Here is a 23,613-nt window from a genome sequence, read left to right as displayed (position 1 = left end):
TCACTCCTCGACGCGCATCAGCACCTGCCCCGCATCCACGGGTTCCCCATCCTCGACGAGAAGCTCCGTCACGCGGCCCGACACGCTGGACTCGATTTCGGTGAATTGCTTCATCACTTCGACGAGGCCGATGATTGCACCCGCCTGGACGGTGGAATCGAGGGCGATGTAAAACTCCGCGTCGGGCGAGGGACGCCGGTAGAACGTGCCCGGCAGGGGGCTGACGATATCGTGCAATGCCATCATGTCTCTCCTTGAATGGGTTCAGATCTTTGTCGTCGCTGCCTGCGGCGCGGCAATACGGATTCCTTCGCGAACGAGGTGTTCGCGAGTCTTTTGTACGAGTTCCAGTGCGCCGGGCGTGTCGCTGTGGATACAGACGGAGTCGAAGTCGATATCGATGTGGTCGCCGTCAACCGTGCGCACTTTTCCTTCGACGCATGCTCTCAGCACTTTCTCGGCGACCTGCTCGGGGTCGAGCCGGGCGATGCGGCGGATGAAGACGATCGAGCCGCTCCGGTCGTAGTCGCGGTCGGCGTAAAACTCGCGCACGACCGGTTGCCCGATTTCGCGTGCAACCCGATAAGTCGATGAGGATTCCATACAAAAGAGCAGAAGATTCGGATCGACCTGCTGCAGCGTTTCGACCAAGACCCGCGAGAATGCCTCGTCGCGCGCGGCGTGCATGTAAAGCGCGCCGTGCGGTTTCACATGCTGGAGCCTGAGTCCGTGCAGCCGGACGAACTCGCGCAGTGCGCCGAGTTGATAAAGGATGTCGTTGACGAGTGTCTGGGGCGTTTCGGTGATATTGCGGCGGCCGAAGCCCACGAGGTCGCGAAAGCCGGGGTGCGCGCCGATCCCCACCCCGGATTCCCTCGCCAGTTGAACGGTCCGCGCCATGATGTTGGGGTCCCCGGCATGAAAGCCGGTAGCGATGTTCGCCGAGCTGATGAGCGGCATGATTGCTTCGTCGACGCCATCGCCAATTCGCCACGGGCCGAAGCCTTCCCCCATATCGGAGTTCAGATCGACGCACTGCTTTTTCATACGGTTCTCCTCCTGGTTCGCGCGGATGCGGGTCTGAAACCCCACGCAGGCCGATGTTGAAATGGAGGTTATAGGGAGGAGCGTGGACAAAAAAGTTTTATTTTTGTATGCCTCGGTATCGATTTTTTTAATATGGACCGGTACGCTGGAGGCTGATGCATTCATTCTTTCCTCGAAGATGGCGCTTACCCTCCGGCAGCTCAAGTACTTCGTGGCGACGGCCGAACTCGGGCAACTCTCGCAAGCCGCCATTCATCTGACCATATCGCAGTCGGCGGTGACGAGCGCGATCAAGGAGCTGGAGGACAGCCTCGGCACCCAACTCTTCGTGCGCATGGCTTCGGGCGTGACGCTGACCGATACCGGGCGGCGATTCCTCAACCACGCCTATACGATCCTTGCGTCCGTGGACGAGGCCATGCGCCTGCCCAACCTCGAAAGCACGCTCGCCGGCACGCTGGCCATCGCAGCGAGCTACACGGTGCTGGGCTATTTCCTGCCGCATCACATCCAGCGACTCAATGCGCTGTATCCGCGCCTCACCATTCAACTGCACGAGCTTAACCGCGACGCGATCGAAGAGGGGCTGATTACGGGGCAGTACGACATGGCCGTCCTGCTCACGTCGAACGTCTCGAATCCCGAACTCGCGCTGGAGCCCGTCATTCATTCCGTGCGGCGGCTTTGGGTCGGCGCGCATCACCCATTGCTGAAACGGGAGAGCGTGGCGCTTGCCGAAGTCGCCCATGAACCGTTCGTCATGCTAACCGTAGATGAGGCCGCGCAAACGGCGATGCGCTACTGGAACGACACACCCTGGCGGCCGAACGTGATCCTGCGGACGTCGTCGGTCGAGGCGGTGCGCAGCATGGTCGCCAACGGCTCCGGCGTTGCCATTCTGTCCGACATGGTTTACCGGCCCTGGTCGCTTGAAGGCCGGCGCATCGAAACGATCATGCTGGTGGACCCCGTTCCGGCGATGAGCGTTGGTCTGGCGTGGCGCAAGAACAAGGAGCCGAGCCCGGCGATGCATGCAGTGCGCGAATATTTCCGGCACACGTTCATGGAGCCGCGAACCAGCGGCTGAGATAGGCGCTTCAAAGAAAACACCCCAAAGGTTGGACCGGCGTCCAGCTTTTGGGGTGCAGTTCACTGCGCGGGCCGGTGTTTTGCCCGGCGCGTGACGGGTATCAGAACTGGTTCATGGTGTTGTCTTTACCCGCCGCCTTGAGGGCCGCTTCGCCGCTGAAGTATTCCTTGTGGTCATCGCCGATGTCCGAGCCGGACATGTTCTGGTGCTTGACGCAGGCAATGCCTTGACGGATCTCCTTGCGCTGCACGCCAGCCACATAACCCAGCATGCCCTGATCGCCGAAGTATTCGCGGGCCAGGTTGTCGGTCGACAGTGCGGCGGTGTGGTAGGTCGGCAGCGTAATCAGGTGGTGGAAGATACCTGCTTCGCGCGCTGCGTCGGCCTGGAAGGTGCGGATCTTTTCGTCGGCGGCGATGGCCAGTTCGCTCTGGTCGTATTCCGCGCTCATCAACTGGTTGCGGTCGTATGCCGACACATCCTTGCCCGCTGCCTTCATTGCGTCATACGTCTGCTGCCGGAAGTTCAGGGTCCAGTTGAACGACGGGCTGTTGTTGTACACCAGCTTGGCGTTCGGGATGACTTTGCGAATCTCGCTGACCATGCCGCCGATCTGCCCGATATGCGGCTTTTCGGTTTCGATCCACAGCAGGTCGGCGCCGTTTTGCAGCGCGGTGACGCAGTCCAGCACGCAGCGCGCTTCGCCCGTGCCGGCGCGGAACTGGAACAGGTTGCTAGGCAGACGCTTGGGACGCAGCAGCTTGCCGTCGCGCTTGATGATGACGTCACCGTTGGCCAGATCGTCGGCCGACAACTCGTCGCAATCAAGGAAGGCGTTGTATTGGTCGCCCAGGTCGCCCGGCGTGCTGGTCACGGCGATCTGCTTGGTCAGGCCGGCGCCGAGCGAATCGGTACGGGCCACGATGATGCCGTCGTCCACGCCCAGTTCCAGGAAGGCGTAGCGGATGGCGCGGATCTTGGCGAGGAAGTCCTCGTGCGGCACCGTGACCTTGCCGTCCTGGTGGCCGCACTGCTTCTCGTCGGACACCTGGTTTTCGATCTGAATGCAGCAGGCGCCCGCTTCGATGAACTGCTTCGCCAGCAGGTAGGTGGCCTCCGCGTTGCCGAAACCCGCGTCGATGTCGGCGATGATGGGCACGACGTGGGTGATGTGGCCGTCGATCTTCGCCTGGATGGCGGCCCTGGCAGCGGCGTCCTTCGCGGCGTCCAGCTCGCGGAACAGGCCGCCCAGCTCACGGGCGTCGGCCTGGCGCAGGAAGGTGTACAGCTCGCGGATCAGCGCGCTCACCGAGGTCTTTTCGTGCATCGACTGGTCCGGCAGCGGGCCGAACTCGGAGCGCAGCGCGGCGACCATCCAGCCCGACAGGTAGAGGTAGCGGCGTTCGGTGCTGTTGAAGTGCTTCTTGATGGAGATCATCTTCTGCTGGCCGATGAAGCCGTGCCAGCAGCCCAGCGACTGCGTGTACTTCGACGGGTCGGCATCGTAGGCCGCCATGTCGGCGCGCATGATCTTCGCGGTGTACTTCGCGATGTCGAGGCCCGTCCTGAACTTGTTCTGGGCGCGCATGCGTGCGGCAGATTCGGGATTGATGGCATTCCAGGCGCTGCCTTGTTTTTCCTTCAAAGCAGCAACTGCGTTGATGTCGTCTTGATACTGGGCCATGTGTGACTCCTGAGAGCGAAGCGCGTTTGAATAAAGGGTTCGGTGTGCCGCTACGTATGCCGAAGCGAACTGCATGACTAAATGGTAGCGCCGCCTGATGCATTTGGGTGAAGTCTTATATAAGATATAAGACATAACTTATCCATATTTTTCAATGAGATAGGCGATGGTTTTTGCAATGCAAAATAGGATTTCAGGCGGCGAAAAACGGAGGCTGCGGAAATTCGAGATGAATTCCGTAATGTGAAATGCGCTTTCGCGCTATTGGAGGCAGGGCGAATACTGCCGGCTTGAGTGCGATTGCCGGCGCGACGCTGTGTGGTTGGACCGAAAGGCTCGGTCGTCAAAACCCACCACGACTACGTGGAGAGGTTGAACGCCGATATGCCTTCAGCCGTCTGCGGCCTGTTAGCGGTGGAGGGGTATGGGTTGGAAAGTGACAGCGGTCAGGTGCGGATTCAAGCGGTCGAATCCGCACTTGCCGGTTGATGCGAACTCTCGGTCCACGGCGGTTTCGTGGCGTTGTCCGATAGAGCCGGGTACGAGGATTGGCCTTGTCGAATGAGTCATGCGGAGACGAGGAACTGCGTCGGGTTAGAATCGGTTGGCCGGAATCTGGCGGCGTCCTTCGACTGGGTTTCGAACAAGGCCCCGAGTTCGCTCGTCCGGTCGCCTTTCCAAACCCGGCCTGGTGCCATGCAGTGAGACTGGGGCGCTCATGCACTTTCGAAGATCCAGGGCCTCAGGGCCACGATACACGCTGCGTCCCACGGCAATGCTCCTGTTTGCTGTGTTTCTGTTTGCTACCCAGGAGGGATGGGCCATGGGATTGTTCGATCCGCTGGTGCTGTTTTCCGAGGTGCACGGCACGGTGCTAAAGGACGGCAAGCCAGTAGCCGGCGCCGAGGTTGTTCAGAAGGTTGTGTGGTCCGATAACGAAGATGAGATTCCATCGCAGCGTGCGATCACGGACCCAGGCGGTGCGTTTTCGTTTCCTGCAGTCGAGCGCAGATCGGTGTTGCTTCACTTGCTGCCACATCAGCCGGTGGTGATACAGAAAATCGTTATCCGTTATCAGGGCGCAGAATACGAAGCGTGGCGCCATACGAAGGGCAGTTACGAAATCAATTCGGAGCTGGATGGACGGCCCCTGAAACTTGTGTGCGAACTGAGCCGGCAACCGGATTTTGAAGGTACGCATTACGGAATATGCAAGGCAGAGTAGTCCGTCGATGTCCTTGATTTATCAGCGGCACGCTGTGAGCGAGCCAGGGCATGGGATCAGGTTGCGTCCGATGGTATCGGGCGGTGATGTGGCAGGGTGAGTGGTAGCGCCCTATGAGCCGTCGCCGTAACGCAGAGCCGCTCTCATTCAGCGCCCGGATTGCTCCGCGCCATGACGGCATTGATGTCGGGGTCGGGGGGGGGGCCGGCAGACGCATCCACGCATCGGGCTCTTTCTCATAAGAGTAGCGAGGATAGTCAGTTGATGGAGAGCCCCATGAATCGCCATCCCATACGGCTACGCGCTGATATTCCGCGAGGGGGTGCCCTGGCCAGAAGCAAAGTACTTCGCACCCTTCAGGCGGCAGCTCCGTGATTGTGGCGATCCATTGCATGGTTCTCTATCCCGACATGAACGCGGTTCGAAACGGAAGCCGTGCCATTTTATGGCGAGATGCGACTCTCGCTGCAGTTTCTGTCTGTTCGGAACCCGGGGCGAAAGTGGTGTCACCGCTACCGTGATCTGGTCTGATGGACAGCAGATCATCGGTTGGGGTGGCAATGATTCGGCGTTGACCGAATCTGCTGCAATCCTGCATCTAAAGACCGATGTGGTGCCTGCCGGGAACGAGAATCTTCTTCAAGTAAGTTGAATCATGATTGGATTGCAGAGGCACACTGCATCGTCCGCGCGCACGAAAATTATTTTATAACCGGTTGCGGTGCATCTGGCATGACGCAGCGATTGCATTGCCGGCGAGGCAATTGGCAATGGCGCGTTGGAATGCCACATCTTTGAGGGATTGGTGATGGCTCGACGTGCAACACTGGCGCGGGCGGCCATTCTCATATTTGCGAGCGGAAGAAATACCCCCTGAATCAGGGGACTTGCAGAGTCTTTCGCAATGCCGCGGCCTTCGCCGGGATAGGTTCCTGGTGCCCAGGGCGGGATTTGAACCCACACGCCTCGCGGCGCTACCCCCTCAAGATAGTGCGTCTACCAATTTCGCCACCTGGGCCAAGAGGGGCGCCATTGTATCGGCAATTTTCCGTTTTGTGAATGACTCTTTCCGCTATAGCGGACGGCGACCCATCTCTCGCGAATGCACCGCCGTCCGCGAGCATCGACAAGATGCATCCATCGGTGACCGGCGTGCCCATCGCCGAGTGTTTTGGCCTTGCGGAGACGGCGCCGTGCGTCGCGGCCAGTCTGCCCGATGCAGCGGGCTTCACCGGCGCAGTGGGTTGCCGTTGCCGATAAAGAGCCGCTGGCTCAGGCGTTGCACGAAACCGCCGTAAGGCGGGTGAAGCAGCTTGATCGGGAACCAGCTTCGCTCCACGAACACGGCCTTGCCGTGCGAGAGTTCGCGAAAGCCTTCTTCGCCGTGATAGTTGCCCATGCCCGAGGTTCCGATGCCGCCGAACGGCAAATCGTGATTCACGACATGCCAGCCCCAGTCATTGAGCGTGACACCGCCTGCGTGGGTGCGCCGAAGCAGGCCATCCGACTCGTGCTTCGCGTGGCCGAAGTAGTACAGCGCGAGCGGGCGCGTGCCTGCGTTCACGTGGTCGATGGCTGCGTCGAAGGACGCATAGGTCCACACGGGAAGAATCGGCCCGAATATCTCTTCGTTCGCGAGGCGCATTGCGCTCGTCATGCCCAGCACGATATGCACCGGCAGGTGCCGCCCGTCTTTGGGCATCGCACAGGTGATGACGCGCGCGCCGTGGGCCCGGGCGTCGGCGATCAGCCCATTGAGCCGTTGCCAGGCACGGTCGTTGATGATTGCCGTGTAGTCCTCACTAGTGGCGGGGAAGAACCGTTCGCAGGCTGCGGCTACCGCATGGGCGAAGGCTTCGGCGTGCTCTTCGGGCACGAGCGCGTAATCGGGTGCGACGCAGATCTGGCCGGCATTGACCGTCTTGCCGTGTGCGATGCGCGTGGCCGCTTCTTCGAGATTCACGCTGCGCGACACGATGGCAGGCGACTTGCCGCCCAGTTCCAGCGTTACCGGCATGAGGTTCGCCGCCGCGGCGCGCATGACGTGACGGCCCACTTCGGGCGACCCCGTGAATACGAGGTGATCGAACGGCAGCGCGGTGAACCGTTGCGCGACCTCGGCATCGCCTTCCACGATGGCGACTTCGTTTTCGTCGAAGCACTGCGCGAGCATCGCGCGCAATGCGGCCGACGTGTGCGGCGCGTATTCGGAGGTCTTGATGAGGCAGCGGTTGCCGGCCGCGAGGGCCGTGGCGAGCGGCCCGAGCGCGAGATAGACGGGGAAGTTCCAGGGCACCACGATGCCGACCACGCCCTTGGGCTGGTACATCACGTACGCGCGGTTGCCGAAGAACACGCGCTCCGTTTGGCGTCTGGAGGGCTTCATCCAGCGCTTGAGGCCACCCAGCAGGTGGTTGATATGGAGCACGGAAGGCAGGATATCGACCGTCATGGTCTCCGCCGTGGCGCGCGCGCTGAAATCGCGGCAGACGGCCTGCGCGATGTCCTGCGCGTGGCTTCGCAACGCGGCGCGCAGGCGCTTGAGCGCGGCCCGCCGATGCTCGATCGACGCGTAGGGCAGCGACGCGTAGGCGTTGCGCTGGCCGGCGAGGAGCGCGGCGGGATCGCCGCTGGTGGGGGCTTGCGCAGACATGATGGGCTCCAGTTCGGCACCAGAATTGTTAATGTACTGAACGGTCAGTACAATTGCGTTCAGGCGCAGTTTGCTACCCGCTTGCCTGTGCTGTCAAGTACGATCGCGCTGGTGGCGTTTGCTGCGTGTGCCCCGCTTGTGCCCCGCTTGTGCCCCTGCTTGCGCCCCCGCTTTTGCCTGTTTGTGCCGCGCCTGGAATGCGTTTATGCTGCGCGTGCCCGAATCACCGCTTACCCCATGCCCGATTCATGAAGTCAGCCCGATCCGCCAAACCTGTCCGATCCACCGCAGCCAGGGCCGCTACGCCCGCAAAGGGGGGCGCCGAACCCGCCGGCGGCAACCGTCGCGGGGCGCAAACGCGTCAGCGCGTGATCGACGTCACCAAAGGGCTGATCGGCGAGATGGGCTATACGGGCGTGACGCTCGACCGTATCTCGGCGGAGGCAGGCGTTGCGAAGAGCAGTCTGCTCTGGCATTTCGACAGCAAGGAAATGCTGCTGGCCGAGGCCGCCATCAGCCTGTTCCAGGAGATCGAGGAAGACCTGCACCCCGGCAGTCTGGCGGGCCTCGCGCCGGTTGAGCGTATGGACAAGCTGTTCGACAAGGTGGCCGAGTACTTCACGCGCAATCCCGAATCGAAGGGCGTGGTGCTGGCGCTGTTGTTCTCGGATGGTTTGCCGCCGGAAGTGCGCGAACACATTCGCGCGGGGTGGGACGCGCATGTGCGCGCCATCGTGGCGGGCATGGAGGGATCGGGGGTGGCGGTCCCTCCCGAGATGGCGCGCGTGCTGCTGGCCGTCATGCATGGCTGCTATTGCCACTGGTACGCGAACGGGCGCAGCGAGCCGGTTGCGCGCTATCTGGCGCCTGCGCGCGAGTTGTTTGTGGCGTGGCTCGAACGGGGCAAGACCGGGAAGCGCTAGCCTGTGCTGATCAGGAGTGCCAGGTGAGCGGAGTATTTGGCGCCTGAGGCGCAGGCTCCCGCTTTAGCGGGACGCACGATCGAATACGCCTTGGGCCATCGGGGGATCGGCGGCGAGGCGCCGTCTGGACAGGCGCGCGATGATGGGCCGCTCGATCATGAAATACCCGGCTACCCCCACGCAGATCGCCACGACGATGCCGAAGATCGACACGAAGTCCGACGATAGCGCATCGAGCTTGCCCGCTTTCACGAACTTCGTCAGCAGCATTTCCGGAAGCTGGTGGGACAAATAGATCGAGTACGAGGCATCGCCAAGCAGGAGCAGCCAGCGCGACTCGTAGAGCTTGTCGAATCGCGTAGCGGCAATGCCGGCCACCAGCAGCATGGCCGGGATGCCCCACCACATCGCCCGGTTATCGACAGCCTGCGGCACGAGGCTCGTGGCCAGGAAGGCGGCGATCCCGGCCGCGATCAGCACCACGCCCGCAGGGTGCCAGCGTTGCAGGTCGTCAGGCCGGATTTTCAGAATGACCCAGGCGACCAGAATGCCGAAGACAAATTCGAAGACGAGCGGCGATCCCGCAATATGCGCGAAGGTCGAACCGTCGAGAGCGGGGGCCTGGGCCACGAGGAACAGTGCACCGATGGCTCCGCCGGCATACGCTGCCAGCCAGCGCGGCGGCACCGCGATTAATCCAGCCGCAAAGACGAGGTAGAAATACAGTTCGTAGGTGAGGGTCCAGCCCGGCAACAGAAAAACGCCCCATTTCCCTTCCGAAACCGAGGGGATGATAAAGAGGCTCTTGATGACATAGGCCTCGTCGTAGTGATGAGACGTAAAGCCGAGGTGCGAGGCCCAGACCAGCATCGCCGCACCGGTCCAGAACCAGTAGGTCGGGAAGATCCGGATCGCGCGGCGGCGCAGAAATTCGGCCGCCGCCGAGGTGCCGCGCGCGATCGTGCTGCGCGTGTAGTACATGATGAAGCCGCTGATCACGAAGAAAATATCGACTCCGCTGGCACCGAGTCCGGCGAGCCCGTGGCGCACCAGGAAAGGTTTCGCTCCGTGGCCGTACAGGCCGACCTGCTCGGAGAAGTGCAGCGTGACAACCCCGATTGCGGCGACCGCACGAAGGAGCTGGATGCCAGAGAGCTTGTTTGCCATCACAACCTCTTGCGGAAAGGGGGTGAAGGATTGTCCCTTTCCCCGGCCCCTGCTCACTGTGGGCGAGCACACGTTGCCGATGAGAAACGGTCTGGTGCGGGATGGCGAACCGGTTGATGGACGAAATTTTCGGGCCCCGCACTCGTGTGACCTCCGGTTCGCCGTATCCACGCGGCGGCCGTGCATAATGCCGGATCGGCTACAAGATGGCTTCCAAAGCCCGGCCATCGCTGAACCAGGTTCATCCAGGCACGAGAAAAGGCACCGCCATGCGCCGCGCAGCAGAAATCGAAGTCGCGTTGAACCCGAAACCGGATGGCGTGCCGCTGCATCGCTGGCTTTATGGGGAACTGCGCTCGGCGATCCTTGAAGGCCGTCTTTCTGCTGGCGCGCGCTTGCCGGCAACGCGCGATCTCGCGGCACGCTATGCGATTTCTCGCGGCACGGTGGTCGGCGTGTTTGCCCAGTTGGCGGCGGAGGGCTATCTCTGCGGCACTGTTGGCCGCGGGAGCTTTGTTGCCGCCGACCTGCCGGACCGGCATTTCGAACCCGTGCGGATTTCGAAGCGCGGCGGAACACAACATGCGGCGCCGGTCACGACGCGCGACATCGGCCTTTCCGCGCGCGGGCGGCTGCTTGCCCGCAGTGCGTTTGCAGTTGAAGGGCGCTCGGTGCCGGCTCGCGCGTTTCGACCGGCGCAGCCCGATCTGCAGGCTTTTCCCTATGCGCTCTGGGCGCGCATCGCGGCGCGCCGCATCAAGCTCCAGAACCGCGGGCTGCTCGCGGACGGCGAGGCGCAAGGCTACCGGCCGTTGCGGGAAGCGATTGCGGACCATGTGCGCGTGGCGCGCGGCATTACGTGCACGGCGGAACACGTTGTCATACTCGGCAGCGTGCAGCAGGTGCTGGACTTATGTGCACGGCTTCTGCTCGACCCGGGCGACGAAGCGTGGATCGAAGATCCCGGCTACCCGGGCGCCCGCCTCGTTTTCGAGGCGGCCGGTGCGAAGCTCGTTTGCGTGCCCGTGGATCGCGACGGCATCGACGTGGCCGCCGGCGTCTCGCTCGGACCGCATGCGCGCCTGGCGTATGTGACCGCGGGCAGGCAGGCTCCGCTCGGGCCGCCGCTCGCGCTCGAACGGCGTCTTGCGTTGCTCGAATGGGCGCGTTCGCAGGGCGCGCTCATCGTGGAAGACGATTACGACAGCGAATACCGCTTCAACGGCCGGCCGCTCGCGGCGCTCAAGAGTCTCGACGATACGGGGCACGTGGTGTATTGCGGAACGTTCAGCAAGCTGCTGTTTCCCGGCTTGCGCATTGCCTATGCGGTGTTGCCCGAACACCTGGTGGAGCCGTTCGTCGCGGCGTTTTCGCTTACGAGCCGCCACGTGCCGCTCGATACCCAGGCGACGCTTCACGCCTTCATTGCCGAAGGGCATGCCGGTCGGCACGTGCGGCATATGCGGGAACTGTATGGCGAACGCGCACAGGCCCTCCAGGCTGCGGCGCACCGTTACTGGACAGGATTGCTGGCGTTGCCCGAGATTGCCGCGGGCATCGACACGCCAGCTTTCCTGCCGCTCGGCACCGACGACACGCACGCGGCTGCGCTGGCCGGCGCGGCAGGCATCGAAACGCGTGCGCTCTCGTCGTACGCGGTGCGGCGGGTCACGCCGTCCGGGCTGGTGCTCGGATTCGCGAGCGTTGGAGTCGACGAGATTCACGTCTCAGCGCGCAAGCTTGCACGCGCGCTGGAACCGCTGGTGCGCTGAAGGTTTGCTGTTAATCAGGAATGCAAATCAGCGGGATGGCACGACGCTGCCCTGTGCGAGTGCAATCTCGCACGGGCACACGGCCTAGCGCTTGCCGACGGCGGGGAGCAGATAGTTGATCTTGAATTCGGCGTGAGGGCGTCACCGTTCAGTGCCAGGCCGCCGGCGAAGGTAATGGCGTTGTCCGCCAGATAGCCGATGGCGCCGCCGTGCACGAAGCGTTGTGAGCGCAACGGCCGGAGCTTTTAACCTTCATTTCCTCGTCGTTCAAATTGGATCAATGAAAATCTCGATATTGGATCTTATATAAGTCCAATACATCTTCTATTCTTCAGCCTGACGTATCGCTGGGGCTGCACACCCCTATGCTGCTTTCGCCCACTCGACGACTGAAGGCTATCGGATGAATCAAAAAATATTGCTGGCCGGCGCCACGGGCGTAATCGGTCGCGCGCTCGCACCGCTGCTGGTCGAAGCGGGATACACCGTGTTCGGCACGACGCGCCGCGCGCCGCGTGCTGCCGAACTGGAAAAACTCGGCGTCGTGCCGGTTCTCGTGGACGTGTTCGACGCACCCGCCCTTCACGATGCGGTGGAGCGGATCGGACCGGCCAGCGTGATTCACCAGTTGACCGATCTGCCCGCGGGACTGCCGCCCGAGAAAATGGCCCAGGCCGTGGTGGCCAACGCGCGGATCCGCGACGAAGGCACCCGTAATCTGGTCGCGGCCGCCGTGGCTGCCGGGGCGACGAAGTTCGTCGCGCAGAGCATTGCATGGGCCTATCGTGAAGGGGCCATGCCCTACCACGAGACGCAACCGCTCGACACCGAAGCGGCCGGCGCGCGGCGCGTGAGCGTCGATGGCGTTGTTTCGCTGGAGCGTCAGGTGCTGGAAGCGCCGCTTACCGGCACCGTGCTGCGCTACGGTCAACTGTACGGCCCCCGCACGGGCACCGATGAGCCGCGCGGCGCCAGCCCCGTGCACGTGGAGGCAGCCGCCTGTGCGGCATTGCTGGCGCTTGAGCGCTCGACGGGCGGCATCTTCAATATCGCCGAGGAGACAGGGACCGTAAGCACGCAGAAGGCCAGCCGCGAACTGAGCTGGTCGCCGGCAATGCGCGGGTCGCTGTCCGGCGCCGCGCGATGAATGCGATCACGGCAACGGCAACGCACGTTCCACACGAATGGCCCTTTCGTGAAGCACGTGCCGTCGTGGCGGTTTCGGCGCTCGCGCTGGCGGCGCTGGCCAGCATTCATTCGGACTCCATGCTATTTTGGCCGGCGTCGATCTGCTCGACGCCGCCGGGTAGTGCAGCAGACCAGACTGCCCTGAGCGCGGGCCGCCCCGCTACCACGGTTCGACCGCTTTCGTGCGAGCCGCTTCCGAACGTGCCGGGAAAATCGGTGACGACGGTGATTGTCGATTTTCCGCCTCGCGCGTTCACGGGGGCGCACCGGCATCCCGGGTCGGTGACGGCCTATGTGCTGGAGGGCGTGGTGCGCTCGCAGATGGAGGGCACGCCCGCGGCCGACTATCATGCCGGGCAGACCTGGTTCGAGGCGCCTTACGCGCTGCATGCGTTCGCCGAGAACCCCGACCCGGCGCGACCGGCGAAACTGCTTGCGGTGTTCGTTACGGACACGGGTTGCGGCCAGTTGGTGCTGCCGCCGTGACAGCGGCGGCGCGGGCATTACCGCTCAGTCCGGCGCGGTCCCGGCCTCCACGAACCAGCAAGCGGCGGTAAAGCTCACCGTGTCGCCGTGCACGTACGGTTCGCAGGTCAGACGGGCGGCATCCACCACCCGCCTGCGCGTGGTCTCGTCGGCAGTTTCGAGCGCGCGGCCTACCGGGCCGAGCCTCGCCAGATAGTCGGCGAGACCGGCCTTTGGCATGCTGCACAGTACGTCGATCGGCCGGATTTCGATGCGGCTCCATCCACTCGCCTCCAGGATGGCGGCAAAGCACCATGCGCGATGGTTTGCTGCACGCCGCAGCGTGTCCCGCGCGCAGCCACATGGCGTGTCCGACCTTTCGCCGTTATGTTAGGGCCGCTGCATCGGGCAGTCTGGGTACGCCGGAGCGGAGTACGCCCAAGCTGCATGCAAGCCGATCGAAAGGCCGCAAGGCAGCCGCGTAAAAGTCACCAGTTAAAATGCGCCGAAACGCAAAGGGATAGCAATGGGATATCTGGTCGTTCTCGCCGTGGGGCTGATGGCCGGCGTGCTGAGCGGCGTGGTCGGCACCGGTTCTTCGATGATGCTCATGCCGTTGCTGGTGATTCTGTACGGTCCGCAGCAGGCCGTGCCGATCATGGCCATTGCCGCCATCATGGGCAATCTCGGCAAGGTGCTGTCGTGGTGGAGCGAGATCGACTGGCGTGCGTGCGCGGCCTACTGCGTGACGGCGGTGCCGGGCGCGATGCTGGGTGTGCGCACGCTGCTTGCGTTGCCGCCGCGCGCCGTCGAAGTGGCCCTCGGCCTGTTCTTTCTTGCCATGGTGCCCACGCGCCGCTGGCTTTCGCGGCGTTCTATCCGCTTTTCTCTTCTGCACCTGTCGCTCATTGGTGGCGTGGTGGGCTTTCTCACCGGCATCGTGGTTTCGACCGGGCCGATCACCGTGCCGGTTTTCATGGGCTACGGGCTCGTGAAAGGCGCATTCCTTGCGACCGAAGCGGCCGGGTCGATTGCCGTGTATGCCACCAAGGTCTCGGTCTTCGAGCACTTCGGCGCGTTGCCCACGCACGTGATCGTGGACGGCCTGATTATCGGCACGTCGCTCATGCTCGGCACGTTCGGCGCGCGCCGCATCGTTGCACGGATGTCGCCGCATACGTTCCGGCTCGTGGTGGACGGGTTGATGTTTTCGTCGGGGCTCTCGCTGCTGTTCGCCGCGGGGCGGTAAAGGTACGGCGGGTACCGCGGGCACCGCGGCGTTCCGCTCAATACGGCCGGCCGTCCTTGTGCGCGAAGGCCCGTGAACCGTCTGCCTGCAATGCAGCAACGAGGTCGTCGGCGGGATAGGCGACGGAATCGCCCGCAGTGCGGCTGCCCACTTCGAGAATGACGGCATCCTCTCGCGCATGATTTTCGAGGTGATGCGGCTCGCCGCCGGCAGGAAATCCCGCGCAATCCCCTGCGCGCAGCACCGATGCTTCGGTGCCCAGATGCAGCGTGACCTCGCCCGAAACGACGTAGATCCATTCGTCCTGCGTACTATGCCGGTGATGCAGCGCCGAGACGGCGCCAGGATGCAGCGTCGTCAGGTTGACGCCGAACTGGCCGAGACCGAACGGATCGCCCAGCGGGCGCTTTTCGCGTCCCGCCATGCGCGAGGCAAAGGGCTCCGGATAGTTCGAAGGCTTCGTGCGCGCCGGAGCGCGGGCTGCAACGAGACCTGCCGTTTTCGGTTCCATTCCTGGGCTCCATGGTGTCATCGGAGCCGACTTTAAGAATACGCCGGAGTCCTGTCAATCTTGATTCCAATCGTCAACATGGTTCGCTATCCGCAGGGGTAGTGGCTGCGTGCGCCGCTGCATAAGCGCCGAACGCGGCGCGGCCCAGCGTGCCGCGCGCGGCACCGTGAGCGAGAGCAGGCCCGCGCGGCGCGTTAGGGCGCACTCGACGAAAACTGCTTGTCGAAGCTCGGCGCGACGTCGAGGTGCGTCTTGATCACATCGGCACGCAGGTAGAGGTCGGCGGTGCGTTGCTGCTCCGCGATCAAGGCGTTGTCGATCTGCACGGGGTGCAACTGGGCGCGCTGATAGACCGTCTTCAGCACGTCTGCGGGCAGGCCCGTCACGCGCGACTGGATTGCAGCCACTTCGTCGGGGTGGGCGAGCGCCCAGCGCTGGCCCGCCGCCACGCGGCGCAGGAAATCGGCGAGTTCGGCGCGTTTGTCGTGGATGGCTTCGTCGGTGGCGGCTTCGAAGCTCAGGCCCGAGGAAATGCCGATGCCGTTCGCCACGCTGCGCGAATGGTCGCGCGCTTCGGAAAGCGCCACGTACGGGTCCCAGGTGGACCACGCATCCACGCTGCCCGAGGCAAGCGCGGCCCGCGCGTCGGCGGGCTGCATGAACGCCCAGGTCACATCGGCCTGCTTGAGGTTGGCGCGTTCCAGCGTGGCGATGGCGAGGTAGTGGCCGATCGAGCCGCGCGTGGTGGCAATGCGCTTGCCCTTGAGGTCCGCGGCGTTTCCGATCGGAGAATTGCCGGGCACGACGACGGCCAGGTCGAGCGGTATCGAACGCGTGGCCGACACGGCCCGGATCTTCGCGCCCGCCGCGTAGGCGAAGATGAGCGGCGCATCGCCCAGCCCGCCTACGTCGATGGCCCCCGCATTGAGCGCTTCGCCCAGCGGTTGCGCTGCGGGGAAGTTGAACCACTCGATCATGTATGGCACGTCCTTCAACTGGCCGGAGGCTTCGAGGATGCCGCGCGTCTGGAACTGCTGGTCGCCTACCTTGAGCGTGGCCGCACAGACCGCGAACGGCAGGGCGGCGGCGAGTGCGAGCAGCAGGCGGGCGAAAGTACGGCGCATTAGTGGTTCCTCGGCGGCAATGGGTGATGGGCAAACAAACAGGCAAACAAACAGGCAAACGGGCTGCCCGACGAGGACACGATACGGAGCGGATCTCCATAAGGCAAACGCATTGTTCTTCTATGTAAATATGCACACGGCAAATGCATAGGGGCTTGAGCGCAGGGCCGCTCCGGCGCTAAGCTAGGGTGAATTCGCGCCGCCGGCTTCTGCCGCGGCATTCACACAAACAGAGAATCGGGCTGCCCCTGCGGGCAGTCTGCAAGCAAAAGCGCATCCCCTCATGAAACTCGACGAGATCGAAGCCTTTGTCGCCGTCGTGCGCAGCGAGTCGCTCAGCCAGGCGGCGGACCGGCTCGACCTGACCCAGCCGGCTGTCACGCGCCGCATCCAGAACTTCGAGGAGGCGCTGGGCGTGGAACTGCTCGACCGCAACACCAAGCCGCTGCGCACGACACCGATGGGCCGCGTGGTGTACGACCAGTGCCGCGCGATCGTGCGCGAGATCGAGGTGCTGCGGCAACTGGTGAACGACGGCGCGCCGCTTGCGGGCGTATTGCGCCTGGGCGTGGCGCAGACGGTGGCGGACATGGCCATGCTCGATGCCCTGCAGGCGCTTCGTCATGCGCACCCGGAATTGCAGGCGCGTGTTTCGACGGGCTGGGGTGCGCCGCTTCTGCAGAAGGCGGAGGACGGCGAACTCGACGCCGCCGTAGTGCTGCTGCCGGCCAACCGCGCGCTGCCCGAAACGCTCGCGGGCGAGTCGCTCGGCTCGCTCAAGCTGGCCGTGGTGGCCCAAAAGGGTTTGCTCAAGCGGCGCGCGCATACGCTTGCCGAATGCCAGTCGTTCGGCTGGGTGCTCAATCCGGACGGTTGCGGCTTTCGCGCGGGCTTGCAGCACGCGCTCGCGGCGCAAGGCCATGTGCTCAAGCTGAACCTCGAAACGCTCGGTGCCGAATTGCAGCTAGGTTTCGTGGCCGATGGCGTGGGGCTCGGCCTCGTGCCGCTGCCGCTCGTCGTGGCGAGCGCGCATGCGGACTCGCTCGATATCGTGCAGGTGAGCGACTTCAAGCCGGAAATTGCCGTATGGATCGTGCGTTCGCGCGCGATCGGCAAGATGGAGTCGGCGCTGGCGGTGCTCGCGCAGAGCATTGCCCGCAGTTTCAAGGCCGCCAGGATTGCGCGCGCCGCTTGAGGGGGGAGGGGGCCTCGCGCTCCGTGCCACGTGCCCGGTAGCTCACGGGCCGTCCCGCGTTCAGATCACGAAGAAGCCGTGCGTGCCGTCGCGCTCCAGTTGTTCGACCAGACCATACTCCCATTCCAGGTACGCGTTCATGGCTTCGCGCGCGTTGTCGGTGCCTTCGTAAGGGCGCTGGTAGCGATCGATACGCGGCGAAGCGAGCCGCGCGTCACCACTTTCGACGGGCAGTCCGGCGCGGATCCACGCCGCCGTGCCGCCTTCCAGGACTTCGACCGGCTTGCCGGTGAGCGCGGCAACCTCGGGCGCGGCATACGGCGCGAGCGCATTGGTCATGCACACGGCCACATAGCGCTTCGCGTCGGGCAACGCGCGCAGGTCACCAAAGCGGGGCGCGACGTGCGAGCGCAACGTCCACCAGGCGCCCGGGATGTGCGCCTTCACGTGACTGGCGCTCGACGTGAAGTCGAGAATCACGGTGCCGTGGTCCGCTTGCGCAAGACGTGCGGCGAGCGCTTCAGGTGTGATCGAATCGATGGATGATGGGACGTCCGGCCGCGGCGCCTGCCACGGGCCGCGTTCGCTCAGGTCGCCGGTGCGTGTCTCGTCCACCACGTACACGTCCACGTTCATTTGCGCGAGCCATGACGCGGTCATGTTCGCGCGCACGCCGTCGTCGTCGAAGAGCGCCACGCGCGCGCCGCGCACCGGTGCAAACATTTCGGTTTCCTGAACAAGTTGCCCGCCCGGGGCGCCCCGAAAACCCGGTGCATGGGCGGCTTCGTATTCGGCTGGCGTACGCACGTCGAAGCGATAGGTGGTGCGCGTCGCATCGCTGGCCCAGCGCGCGGCGTCGTCGAGCGTCGTGCGGCCTACGCCTGCGCGGTCGGCAAGCGTGCGGGCGGCCTCGCGCGACGGCGCGAGCGTGGTTGCGTCTCTGCCTGCCTGCGGGTCGAACTGCCGTGTGCTGCCGTGTTCGAGTGTCTGGCCCGCGAGCGTCCAGCCTATCGTGCCATTGCGCAGTGCGGCCACGGGGTTCGGCAGGCCGGCGTTGACGAGCGACTGCGTGCCGATGATGCTGCGCGTGCGCCCCGCACAGTTCACGATCACGCGCGTCGCGGGATCGGGCGCCAGCGCCCGGGCGCGCAGCACGAGTTCCGCGCCCGGCACGCTGATGCTGCCCGGAATGTTCATGGTCTGGTATTCGTCGAAGCGGCGCGCATCGAGCACGACTGCAGGCTCGCCGCTTGCGAGCAGTGCGTCCACTGCTTCGGCGGAAAGCGAGGGCGTGTGGCGCTGTGATTCCACGAACTCGCCGAAGGCCTTGCTCGGCACGTTCACGTCGCGAAAGATCTCGCCGCCCGCGCGGATCCAGCCTGCGAGGCCGTCTTCGAGCAGCGCGATGTTGGCGTAGCCGAGCGCGTCGAGTTTTTCCGCTGCGCGCTGCGCGAAGCCTTCGCCGTTGTCGAGCAGCACGATCGGCACGCTGCGCCGCGGCAGCCGGGTCCAGGCTTCGAGTTCGAGTTTCGCGAGCGGCAGGTTCGCGGCGAAGAGCGGATGGCTTTGCGCGTGCGGATCTTCTTCGCGCACGTCGAGCAGTGCGATTTCTCGGCGGGCGAGCAGGGCATCGCGGACTTCCGCATACGTGCGCGTGGGGAATGACTTCATGAGACGGCGGATTCCTTGCTGAGATCCCAGAGATTGGGGAGGACGGTGTTCGAGTAGCCGGAGATAAAGGGCTTCGTGTGCCCATCGGCCTGCCAGGTCGAGCGGCGTACCGCACCGATGTTGGCCCCATACACATGGATGCTGATGGAGGCACGGTCGTCGTACGCATTGCGCACGCGGTGGATGTCGCCGATGGTGGGCGAGACCGCCTCGACGGCGCCGCGCGCCAGCAGGATCTCGGGCCCGTGCGCATGAAGTACGCCGCTGGCGTCGCGTGCATACGGTTGCGTATATTCGGCGCCGCGCAGCACGCCAATGAGGCCCCAGACCGTATGATCATGCACCGGCGTTTGCTGCCCCGGCCCCCACACGAAGCTCACCACCGAGAAACGCTGGCGTGCGTCCGCATGCAGCAGGTACTGCTGATAGTGCTCGTGCGAAGGCACGGCGAACGCGTCGGGCAGCCAGTCGTCTTCGCGTACCAGTTCGCGCAGGACGGCGAGGCCGTGCTCGATTAGTTCGCGTTCGGGCGGCGCTTTGTCCACGAGTTCCGCAATCGTGCCGACGAAGCGGCGGAGTTTGTGCAGGGCCATCAGTTGAGCAGCTCCGGTTCGCGTGTAACAAGGCCCGCATAGAGACTTTCGAACGCGAGGCGCGCCTGGCGGTGCAGGCGTTCTTCGGCAACGCTGCGCGCGGGCGCCGCTTCGTCGTCGAACCAGAACTTGCGGATGGGTGCGTGCCGGAAGTCGGCGGCCGCGCCGGAAAGGAGGACTGAGCTCATGGTGCGGGTGGCCGGAGCGTGGAAGAATGACGCGTCACGCAGCGGCGCGCACGCGGGAGGTCAATTCGCGCGTAGCGGGAATCAGTACGCGCCCGTAATCCACGGCGTCTTCGAACGGATCGAAGCCTCGGATCAGGAAGGTCGTGACACCGATCGCATAGTATTCCGAAAGGGTCTGCGCAACCTGCTCGGGCGTGCCGACGAGTGCCGTGGAGTTCGAGCGTCCGCCAATCTCCTTCGCGACGGCGGTCCAGAGGCGCTCGTCGGCGCGCACGCCGTCACCGGCGGCGGCAAGCAGGCGCCGCGCGCCTTCGCTTTGCAGCGGGCCGCCTTTGTCGATCCCCTGTTCGGCGCGCAGCCGGCGCGTTTCTTCGAGTATGTGTTCGGCGCGTTCCCACGCCGCTTTTTCGGTATCGGCGAGGATGGGGCGGAACGACACCGAAAAACGGACGTTGCGCCCATGTTTGGCCGCCTCGGCGTGCACCCGGCCGATCAGGTCTGCCACCTGCTGCTTCGATTCGCCCCACAGCGCGTACACGTCCGCATGCTTGCCCGCCACCGCGAGCGCGGCCTCGGAGGCACCGCCGAAGTAGATCGGCACGTGCGGCTGCTGGCGCGGTTTGACTTCGGAATAGCCCTGCTCGAAGCGATAGAAGCGGCCATCGTGATCGAACGGCTTGCTTTCGGTCCAGATGCGCTTGAGGATCGTCAGATATTCGTCGGTGCGCGCGTAGCGCTCGTCGTGGCTCAGGAAGTCGCCGTCGCGGCGCTGGTCGGTGTCGCTGCCGCCCGAGATGAAGTGCACGGCAAGGCGGCCGCCCGAAAAGTGGTCGAGCGTGGCGATCTGGCGGGCGGCCAGCGTGGGTGCGACGAAACCCGGGCGATGGGCCAGCATGAAATGCACGCGCGAGGTGACGCTGGCGGCGTAGGCGATCGTGAGCGTGGCGTCCGGGCTGACCGAGCCGTGCGGCACGAGAATGCGGTCGAAGCCCGCGCGCTCGTGGGCCTGCGCGAAGCTGCGCACGTAATCGACGTCGATTGCGGGGCCCTGCGGAGAATGAATTTCCGAAACCTTGCGCTGCTGGATCATGCCGATGAATTCGACGCTCATGCTGGCTCCCTGGAGGGCGGCGAAGGCCGCCGACAAAAACGAAGAGGGCGCCGCCCGGCGGCGCAACGGACTCGAAAAAGACTAGCACCGGTCCATGCGCAGTTTAAATATTAAATGCAGATAAATATTCTACATGAGCATGGTCTGGGCCGGCGTGAAGGCGCTTTGAAAGCGGAGTGGCTGCCATAAGCAATGACGTCTGTTGAGACGTAGTTAATGACGTTAAGACAGAATTCCTGACCTCCAGTCGCCCCGCCGCCTGCAAATTCCCGCCGCTCATATCGATACCGGAACTCGATGGTTGGCCGCCAAACGCGCGTCAGTAGAATGCGTGAACTCTGGCATGGTCCCTACGGACCGCCGGCTGGACTACTCAATCGAATCGGGGACCCGACCATGAAATCCATTCGCTCCATTCTGCTCGTCGCGCTGCTCCAGGTCGCGGCCACCACGAGCGCCTTCGCGGCCGACGAACTCGCGCAGATCAAGTCTGCCGGCGTGTTCCGCGTGGGCACCGAAGGCACCTACGCGCCGTTCACCTACCACGACGAATCGGGCAAGCTCACGGGCTTCGATGTGGACATCGCCACGGCGATTGCCCAGCGCCTCGGCGTGAAGCCGGAATTCGTCGAGGGCAAATGGGACGGCCTGATCGCGGGGCTGGACGTGAACCGTTACGACGCCGTGGTCAATGAAGTGTCGATTACCGACGCGCGCAAGGTGAAGTACGACTTCTCCACGCCGTACATTTCGACGCACGCGGTGCTGATCGTCCGCTCGGACAACACCACGATCAAGTCCTTCGACGACCTCAAGGGCAAGAAGTCGGCCAATACGCTGACGAGCAACTTCGGCAAGCTTGCCGCCGCGCACGGCGCCGACGTGGTGCCGGTGCAGGGCTTCAACGAGTCGATCGACCTGCTGACCTCGGGCCGCGTAGACGCCACCGTCAACGACGAACTCTCGTACCTCGACTTCAGGAAGCACAAGCCGGACGCGAAACTCAAGATCGCGGCGACCGATACGTCGAGCGACGACGACCAGTCGGGCGTGCTGATCCGCAAGGGCAACCCCGACCTGCAGGCCGCGATCAACAAGGCCCTGGCCGATATCAAGGCCGACGGCACTTATGCGAAGATTTCGCAGAAGTACTTCGGCAAAGACATTTCGCAATAACCTGGGCGGGACCTGCACATGCCGGCGTGGCTGCATCTGATGGCGCAATCGCTTTGGCCCCTGCTGTACGCGGGGCTGGTTTTTACGGTGCCGCTCACGCTGGCTTCGTTTGCGATAGGCGTGACGGTCGCGTTCTTCGCTGCGTTGCTGCGTCTTTTCGGGCCGCCGGCGGCGGCCCGCGCGATACGCTTTTATATCTGGCTCTTTCGCGGCTCGCCGCTGCTGGTGCAGCTCTTCGTCATTTTCTACGGACTCCCGAATATCGGCATCGTGCTCGACCCGTTGACGGCGGCCATCATCGGATTTTCGCTCAATGTGGGCGCGTATAACGCCGAAGTCGTGCGTGGCGTGATCGAATCGATTCCCAAGGGGCAGTGGGAGGCCGCTTACTCGATCAACATGACGCGCGCGCAGGCGCTGCGCCGCGTGATTCTGCCGCAGGCCGTGCGCGTGGCGCTGCCGGCGCTTTCGAATTCGTTCATCTCGCTCGTCAAGGACACGTCGCTTGCCGCCGTGCTTACCGTGCCCGAGATTTTCCAGGCGGCGCAGCGTATTGCGGCCGTGACCTACGAGCCGCTGATTCTCTATACCGAGGCCGCATTGATTTACCTTCTGTTCAGCTCGGTGCTGTCCGCGGCTCAAGGGCGCCTTGAAGAGCGTTTTGGCCGGCACGCACGCTTCGAGGCGGCCCGCGCATGATCCAGCTCGAACACATCGAGAAGCACTTTCAGGGCCACCGCGTGCTGGCGGACGTGAATCTGTCGCTCGCGCGCGGCAGCGTCACGGCCGTGATCGGTCCATCGGGCAGCGGCAAGAGCACGCTGCTGCGCTGTGTGAACCTGCTCGAAATACCGGACGCCGGCTTACTTGCCGTGGGCGACGCGCGGCTCGCGTTCGCACCCGGGTACACACTCTCGACCCAGGATATTTTCTCGATCCGCCGCCACAGCGGCATGGTGTTTCAGAATTTCCAGCTCTTTCCGCATCTCACGGCGGTCCAGAACGTGATGGAAGGGCTCGTGACGGTGCAGAAGTGGGACGCGGCCCGCGCCCGCACGCGCGCACTCTCGCTGCTGGAGAAGGTGGGCATTGCGCACAAGGCCGATGCGTGGCCCGCCACGTTGTCGGGCGGACAGCAGCAGCGCGTGGCGATTGCGCGCGCACTGGCGCCTTCGCCCGAGGTGCTGCTGTGCGACGAGCCCACTTCGGCGCTCGATCCGGGCCTGGCCGGCGAAGTCGTGGAGACGCTGCGCAAGCTGGCGGACGAAGGCATGACGATGCTGATGGCAACGCACGATCTGCGCCTCGCCGCCTCGGTTGCGCACCACGTGGTGTTTCTGCGCGGCGGCCGCGTGGTGGAAGCGGGCAGTGCGCAGGACGTGTTCATGCGGCCGCGCGAGCCGGAAACCGCGCAGTTCGTCTCCACGCTCACCGAGAGCGCGTGGGCGCCGCAGTGGCGCAAGGCGTCCTGAACGGAAGTTGGCCGGCACGCGCTGCAAACGCTCGAAGATGCCCGTCCACGTGATTTCCAGCGCACGCCCTATATCGCGCCGCGTGGCGCCTCACGTGCGCACGCTGCCC

23 protein-coding genes, 1 tRNA gene and 1 pseudogene are annotated in these 23,613 nt (G+C 64.1%); 11 read left to right on the top strand and 14 right to left on the bottom strand.

The window, feature by feature from the left end; translation table 11 throughout:
* Complete coding sequence (locus BFE01S_RS10215; RefSeq protein WP_028225399.1) at positions 1-243, bottom strand: acetyl-CoA carboxylase; 243 nt, start codon at positions 241-243, stop codon at positions 1-3.
* A 21-nt stretch (positions 244-264) separates the two neighbouring features.
* Positions 265-1,047, bottom strand: a complete 783-nt coding sequence (locus tag BFE01S_RS10210) for a 5-oxoprolinase subunit PxpA (protein ID WP_028225398.1) — start codon at positions 1,045-1,047, stop codon at positions 265-267.
* Positions 1,048-1,225: 178 nt separating this feature from the next.
* On the opposite strand from BFE01S_RS10210, the gene BFE01S_RS10205 reads away from it, so the two are divergent.
* The gene (locus BFE01S_RS10205) at positions 1,226-2,134 is read left to right on the top strand and encodes a LysR family transcriptional regulator (protein WP_028225397.1); all 909 of its coding nucleotides are present in this window, start codon (positions 1,226-1,228) and stop codon (positions 2,132-2,134) included.
* A gap of 103 nt (positions 2,135-2,237) precedes the next feature.
* On the opposite strand, the gene BFE01S_RS10200 is transcribed toward BFE01S_RS10205, so the two are convergent.
* Entirely contained in the window at positions 2,238-3,821 is a 1,584-nt protein-coding gene (locus BFE01S_RS10200) for an isocitrate lyase (RefSeq protein ID WP_028225396.1), read from the bottom strand.
* 823 nt (positions 3,822-4,644) lie between these two features.
* On the opposite strand from BFE01S_RS10200, the gene BFE01S_RS10195 reads away from it, so the two are divergent.
* On the top strand, positions 4,645-5,046 hold the full coding sequence (locus BFE01S_RS10195; RefSeq protein ID WP_028225395.1) for a carboxypeptidase-like regulatory domain-containing protein: 402 nt from the start codon (positions 4,645-4,647) through the stop codon (positions 5,044-5,046).
* A gap of 933 nt (positions 5,047-5,979) precedes the next feature.
* Here BFE01S_RS10195 and BFE01S_RS10190 read toward each other — a convergent pair.
* Together BFE01S_RS10190 and BFE01S_RS10185 are read right to left on the bottom strand one after the other, a co-directional pair.
* A tRNA-Leu gene (locus BFE01S_RS10190) sits at positions 5,980-6,064 on the bottom strand.
* Positions 6,065-6,274: 210 nt separating this feature from the next.
* Complete coding sequence (locus tag BFE01S_RS10185) at positions 6,275-7,699, bottom strand: coniferyl aldehyde dehydrogenase (protein WP_028225394.1); 1,425 nt, start codon at positions 7,697-7,699, stop codon at positions 6,275-6,277.
* A 368-nt stretch (positions 7,700-8,067) separates the two neighbouring features.
* On the opposite strand from BFE01S_RS10185, the gene BFE01S_RS38155 reads away from it, so the two are divergent.
* Entirely contained in the window at positions 8,068-8,622 is a 555-nt protein-coding gene (locus tag BFE01S_RS38155; RefSeq protein WP_322787820.1) for a TetR/AcrR family transcriptional regulator, read from the top strand.
* Positions 8,623-8,685: 63 nt separating this feature from the next.
* Here the strand turns inward: BFE01S_RS38155 and BFE01S_RS10175 are convergent, their stop codons facing one another.
* Positions 8,686-9,789, bottom strand: a complete 1,104-nt coding sequence (locus BFE01S_RS10175; protein WP_028225393.1) for an acyltransferase family protein — start codon at positions 9,787-9,789, stop codon at positions 8,686-8,688.
* Positions 9,790-10,058: 269 nt separating this feature from the next.
* On the opposite strand from BFE01S_RS10175, the gene pdxR reads away from it, so the two are divergent.
* The gene (gene pdxR, locus BFE01S_RS10170; RefSeq protein ID WP_042337421.1) at positions 10,059-11,561 is read left to right on the top strand and encodes a MocR-like pyridoxine biosynthesis transcription factor PdxR; all 1,503 of its coding nucleotides are present in this window, start codon (positions 10,059-10,061) and stop codon (positions 11,559-11,561) included.
* A gap of 96 nt (positions 11,562-11,657) precedes the next feature.
* Here pdxR and BFE01S_RS45760 read toward each other — a convergent pair.
* A pseudogene (locus BFE01S_RS45760) lies at positions 11,658-11,794 on the bottom strand (PaaI family thioesterase); the annotation flags it as partial.
* A 170-nt stretch (positions 11,795-11,964) separates the two neighbouring features.
* Between BFE01S_RS45760 and BFE01S_RS10165 the strand changes: the two are divergent.
* Both BFE01S_RS10165 and BFE01S_RS38150 read left to right on the top strand, forming a co-directional pair.
* Complete coding sequence (locus BFE01S_RS10165; protein WP_028225391.1) at positions 11,965-12,708, top strand: NAD-dependent epimerase/dehydratase family protein; 744 nt, start codon at positions 11,965-11,967, stop codon at positions 12,706-12,708.
* Complete coding sequence (locus BFE01S_RS38150; RefSeq protein WP_042337420.1) at positions 12,705-13,235, top strand: cupin domain-containing protein; 531 nt, start codon at positions 12,705-12,707, stop codon at positions 13,233-13,235. The genes BFE01S_RS10165 and BFE01S_RS38150 overlap by 4 nt, the downstream gene beginning before the upstream one ends.
* Positions 13,236-13,259: 24 nt before the next feature.
* Here BFE01S_RS38150 and BFE01S_RS10155 read toward each other — a convergent pair whose 3' ends face one another.
* Positions 13,260-13,454, bottom strand: a complete 195-nt coding sequence (locus tag BFE01S_RS10155; protein WP_028225390.1) for a hypothetical protein — start codon at positions 13,452-13,454, stop codon at positions 13,260-13,262.
* A 286-nt stretch (positions 13,455-13,740) separates the two neighbouring features.
* Between BFE01S_RS10155 and BFE01S_RS10150 the strand changes: the two genes are divergently transcribed.
* Entirely contained in the window at positions 13,741-14,463 is a 723-nt protein-coding gene (locus BFE01S_RS10150; protein ID WP_028225389.1) for a sulfite exporter TauE/SafE family protein, read from the top strand.
* 37 nt (positions 14,464-14,500) lie between these two features.
* Here the strand turns inward: BFE01S_RS10150 and BFE01S_RS10145 are convergent, their stop codons facing one another.
* Positions 14,501-14,974, bottom strand: a complete 474-nt coding sequence (locus BFE01S_RS10145; RefSeq protein WP_028225388.1) for a cupin domain-containing protein — start codon at positions 14,972-14,974, stop codon at positions 14,501-14,503.
* A 194-nt stretch (positions 14,975-15,168) separates the two neighbouring features.
* Entirely contained in the window at positions 15,169-16,098 is a 930-nt protein-coding gene (locus BFE01S_RS10140; RefSeq protein ID WP_028225387.1) for an ABC transporter substrate-binding protein, read from the bottom strand.
* A 283-nt stretch (positions 16,099-16,381) separates the two neighbouring features.
* On the opposite strand from BFE01S_RS10140, the gene BFE01S_RS10135 reads away from it, so the two are divergent.
* Positions 16,382-17,293, top strand: a complete 912-nt coding sequence (locus BFE01S_RS10135; protein WP_028225386.1) for a LysR family transcriptional regulator — start codon at positions 16,382-16,384, stop codon at positions 17,291-17,293.
* A gap of 60 nt (positions 17,294-17,353) precedes the next feature.
* On the opposite strand, the gene BFE01S_RS10130 is transcribed toward BFE01S_RS10135, so the two are convergent.
* The 4 genes from BFE01S_RS10130 to BFE01S_RS10115 are packed head-to-tail and all read right to left on the bottom strand — an operon-like array spanning position 17,354 to position 20,856.
* Entirely contained in the window at positions 17,354-18,964 is a 1,611-nt protein-coding gene (locus BFE01S_RS10130; RefSeq protein WP_028225385.1) for a rhodanese homology domain-containing protein, read from the bottom strand.
* Positions 18,961-19,557: a cysteine dioxygenase family protein gene (locus BFE01S_RS10125; protein ID WP_028225384.1), complete on the bottom strand. Its 597-nt coding sequence runs from the start codon at positions 19,555-19,557 to the stop codon at positions 18,961-18,963. Before BFE01S_RS10125 ends, BFE01S_RS10130 begins: the two co-directional genes overlap by 4 nt.
* On the bottom strand, positions 19,557-19,745 hold the full coding sequence (locus BFE01S_RS10120) for a hypothetical protein (RefSeq protein WP_028225383.1): 189 nt from the start codon (positions 19,743-19,745) through the stop codon (positions 19,557-19,559). The genes BFE01S_RS10125 and BFE01S_RS10120 overlap by 1 nt, the downstream gene beginning before the upstream one ends.
* A gap of 34 nt (positions 19,746-19,779) precedes the next feature.
* Entirely contained in the window at positions 19,780-20,856 is a 1,077-nt protein-coding gene (locus BFE01S_RS10115) for an LLM class flavin-dependent oxidoreductase (protein ID WP_028225382.1), read from the bottom strand.
* Positions 20,857-21,252: 396 nt separating this feature from the next.
* On the opposite strand from BFE01S_RS10115, the gene BFE01S_RS10105 reads away from it, so the two are divergent.
* Genes BFE01S_RS10105 through BFE01S_RS10095 form a run of 3 tightly spaced genes read left to right on the top strand, consistent with a single transcriptional unit; the run spans position 21,253 to position 23,504 of the window.
* Positions 21,253-22,032: an amino acid ABC transporter substrate-binding protein gene (locus BFE01S_RS10105; protein WP_028225381.1), complete on the top strand. Its 780-nt coding sequence runs from the start codon at positions 21,253-21,255 to the stop codon at positions 22,030-22,032.
* Between the two features lie 18 nt (positions 22,033-22,050).
* On the top strand, positions 22,051-22,731 hold the full coding sequence (locus tag BFE01S_RS10100) for an amino acid ABC transporter permease (protein WP_028225380.1): 681 nt from the start codon (positions 22,051-22,053) through the stop codon (positions 22,729-22,731).
* Positions 22,728-23,504 carry an amino acid ABC transporter ATP-binding protein gene (locus tag BFE01S_RS10095; protein WP_028225379.1) on the top strand — a complete coding sequence of 259 codons (777 nt, stop codon included), beginning with the start codon at positions 22,728-22,730 and terminating at the stop codon, positions 23,502-23,504. Before BFE01S_RS10100 ends, BFE01S_RS10095 begins: the two co-directional genes overlap by 4 nt.
* Positions 23,505-23,613: the final 109 nt, after the last annotated feature.

Origin of the sequence: Paraburkholderia ferrariae NBRC 106233 (genome assembly GCF_000685035.1) — a bacterium.
Taxonomy (GTDB): domain Bacteria; phylum Pseudomonadota; class Gammaproteobacteria; order Burkholderiales; family Burkholderiaceae; genus Paraburkholderia; species Paraburkholderia ferrariae.
This window is presented reverse-complemented; position numbering and strand designations above follow the sequence as displayed.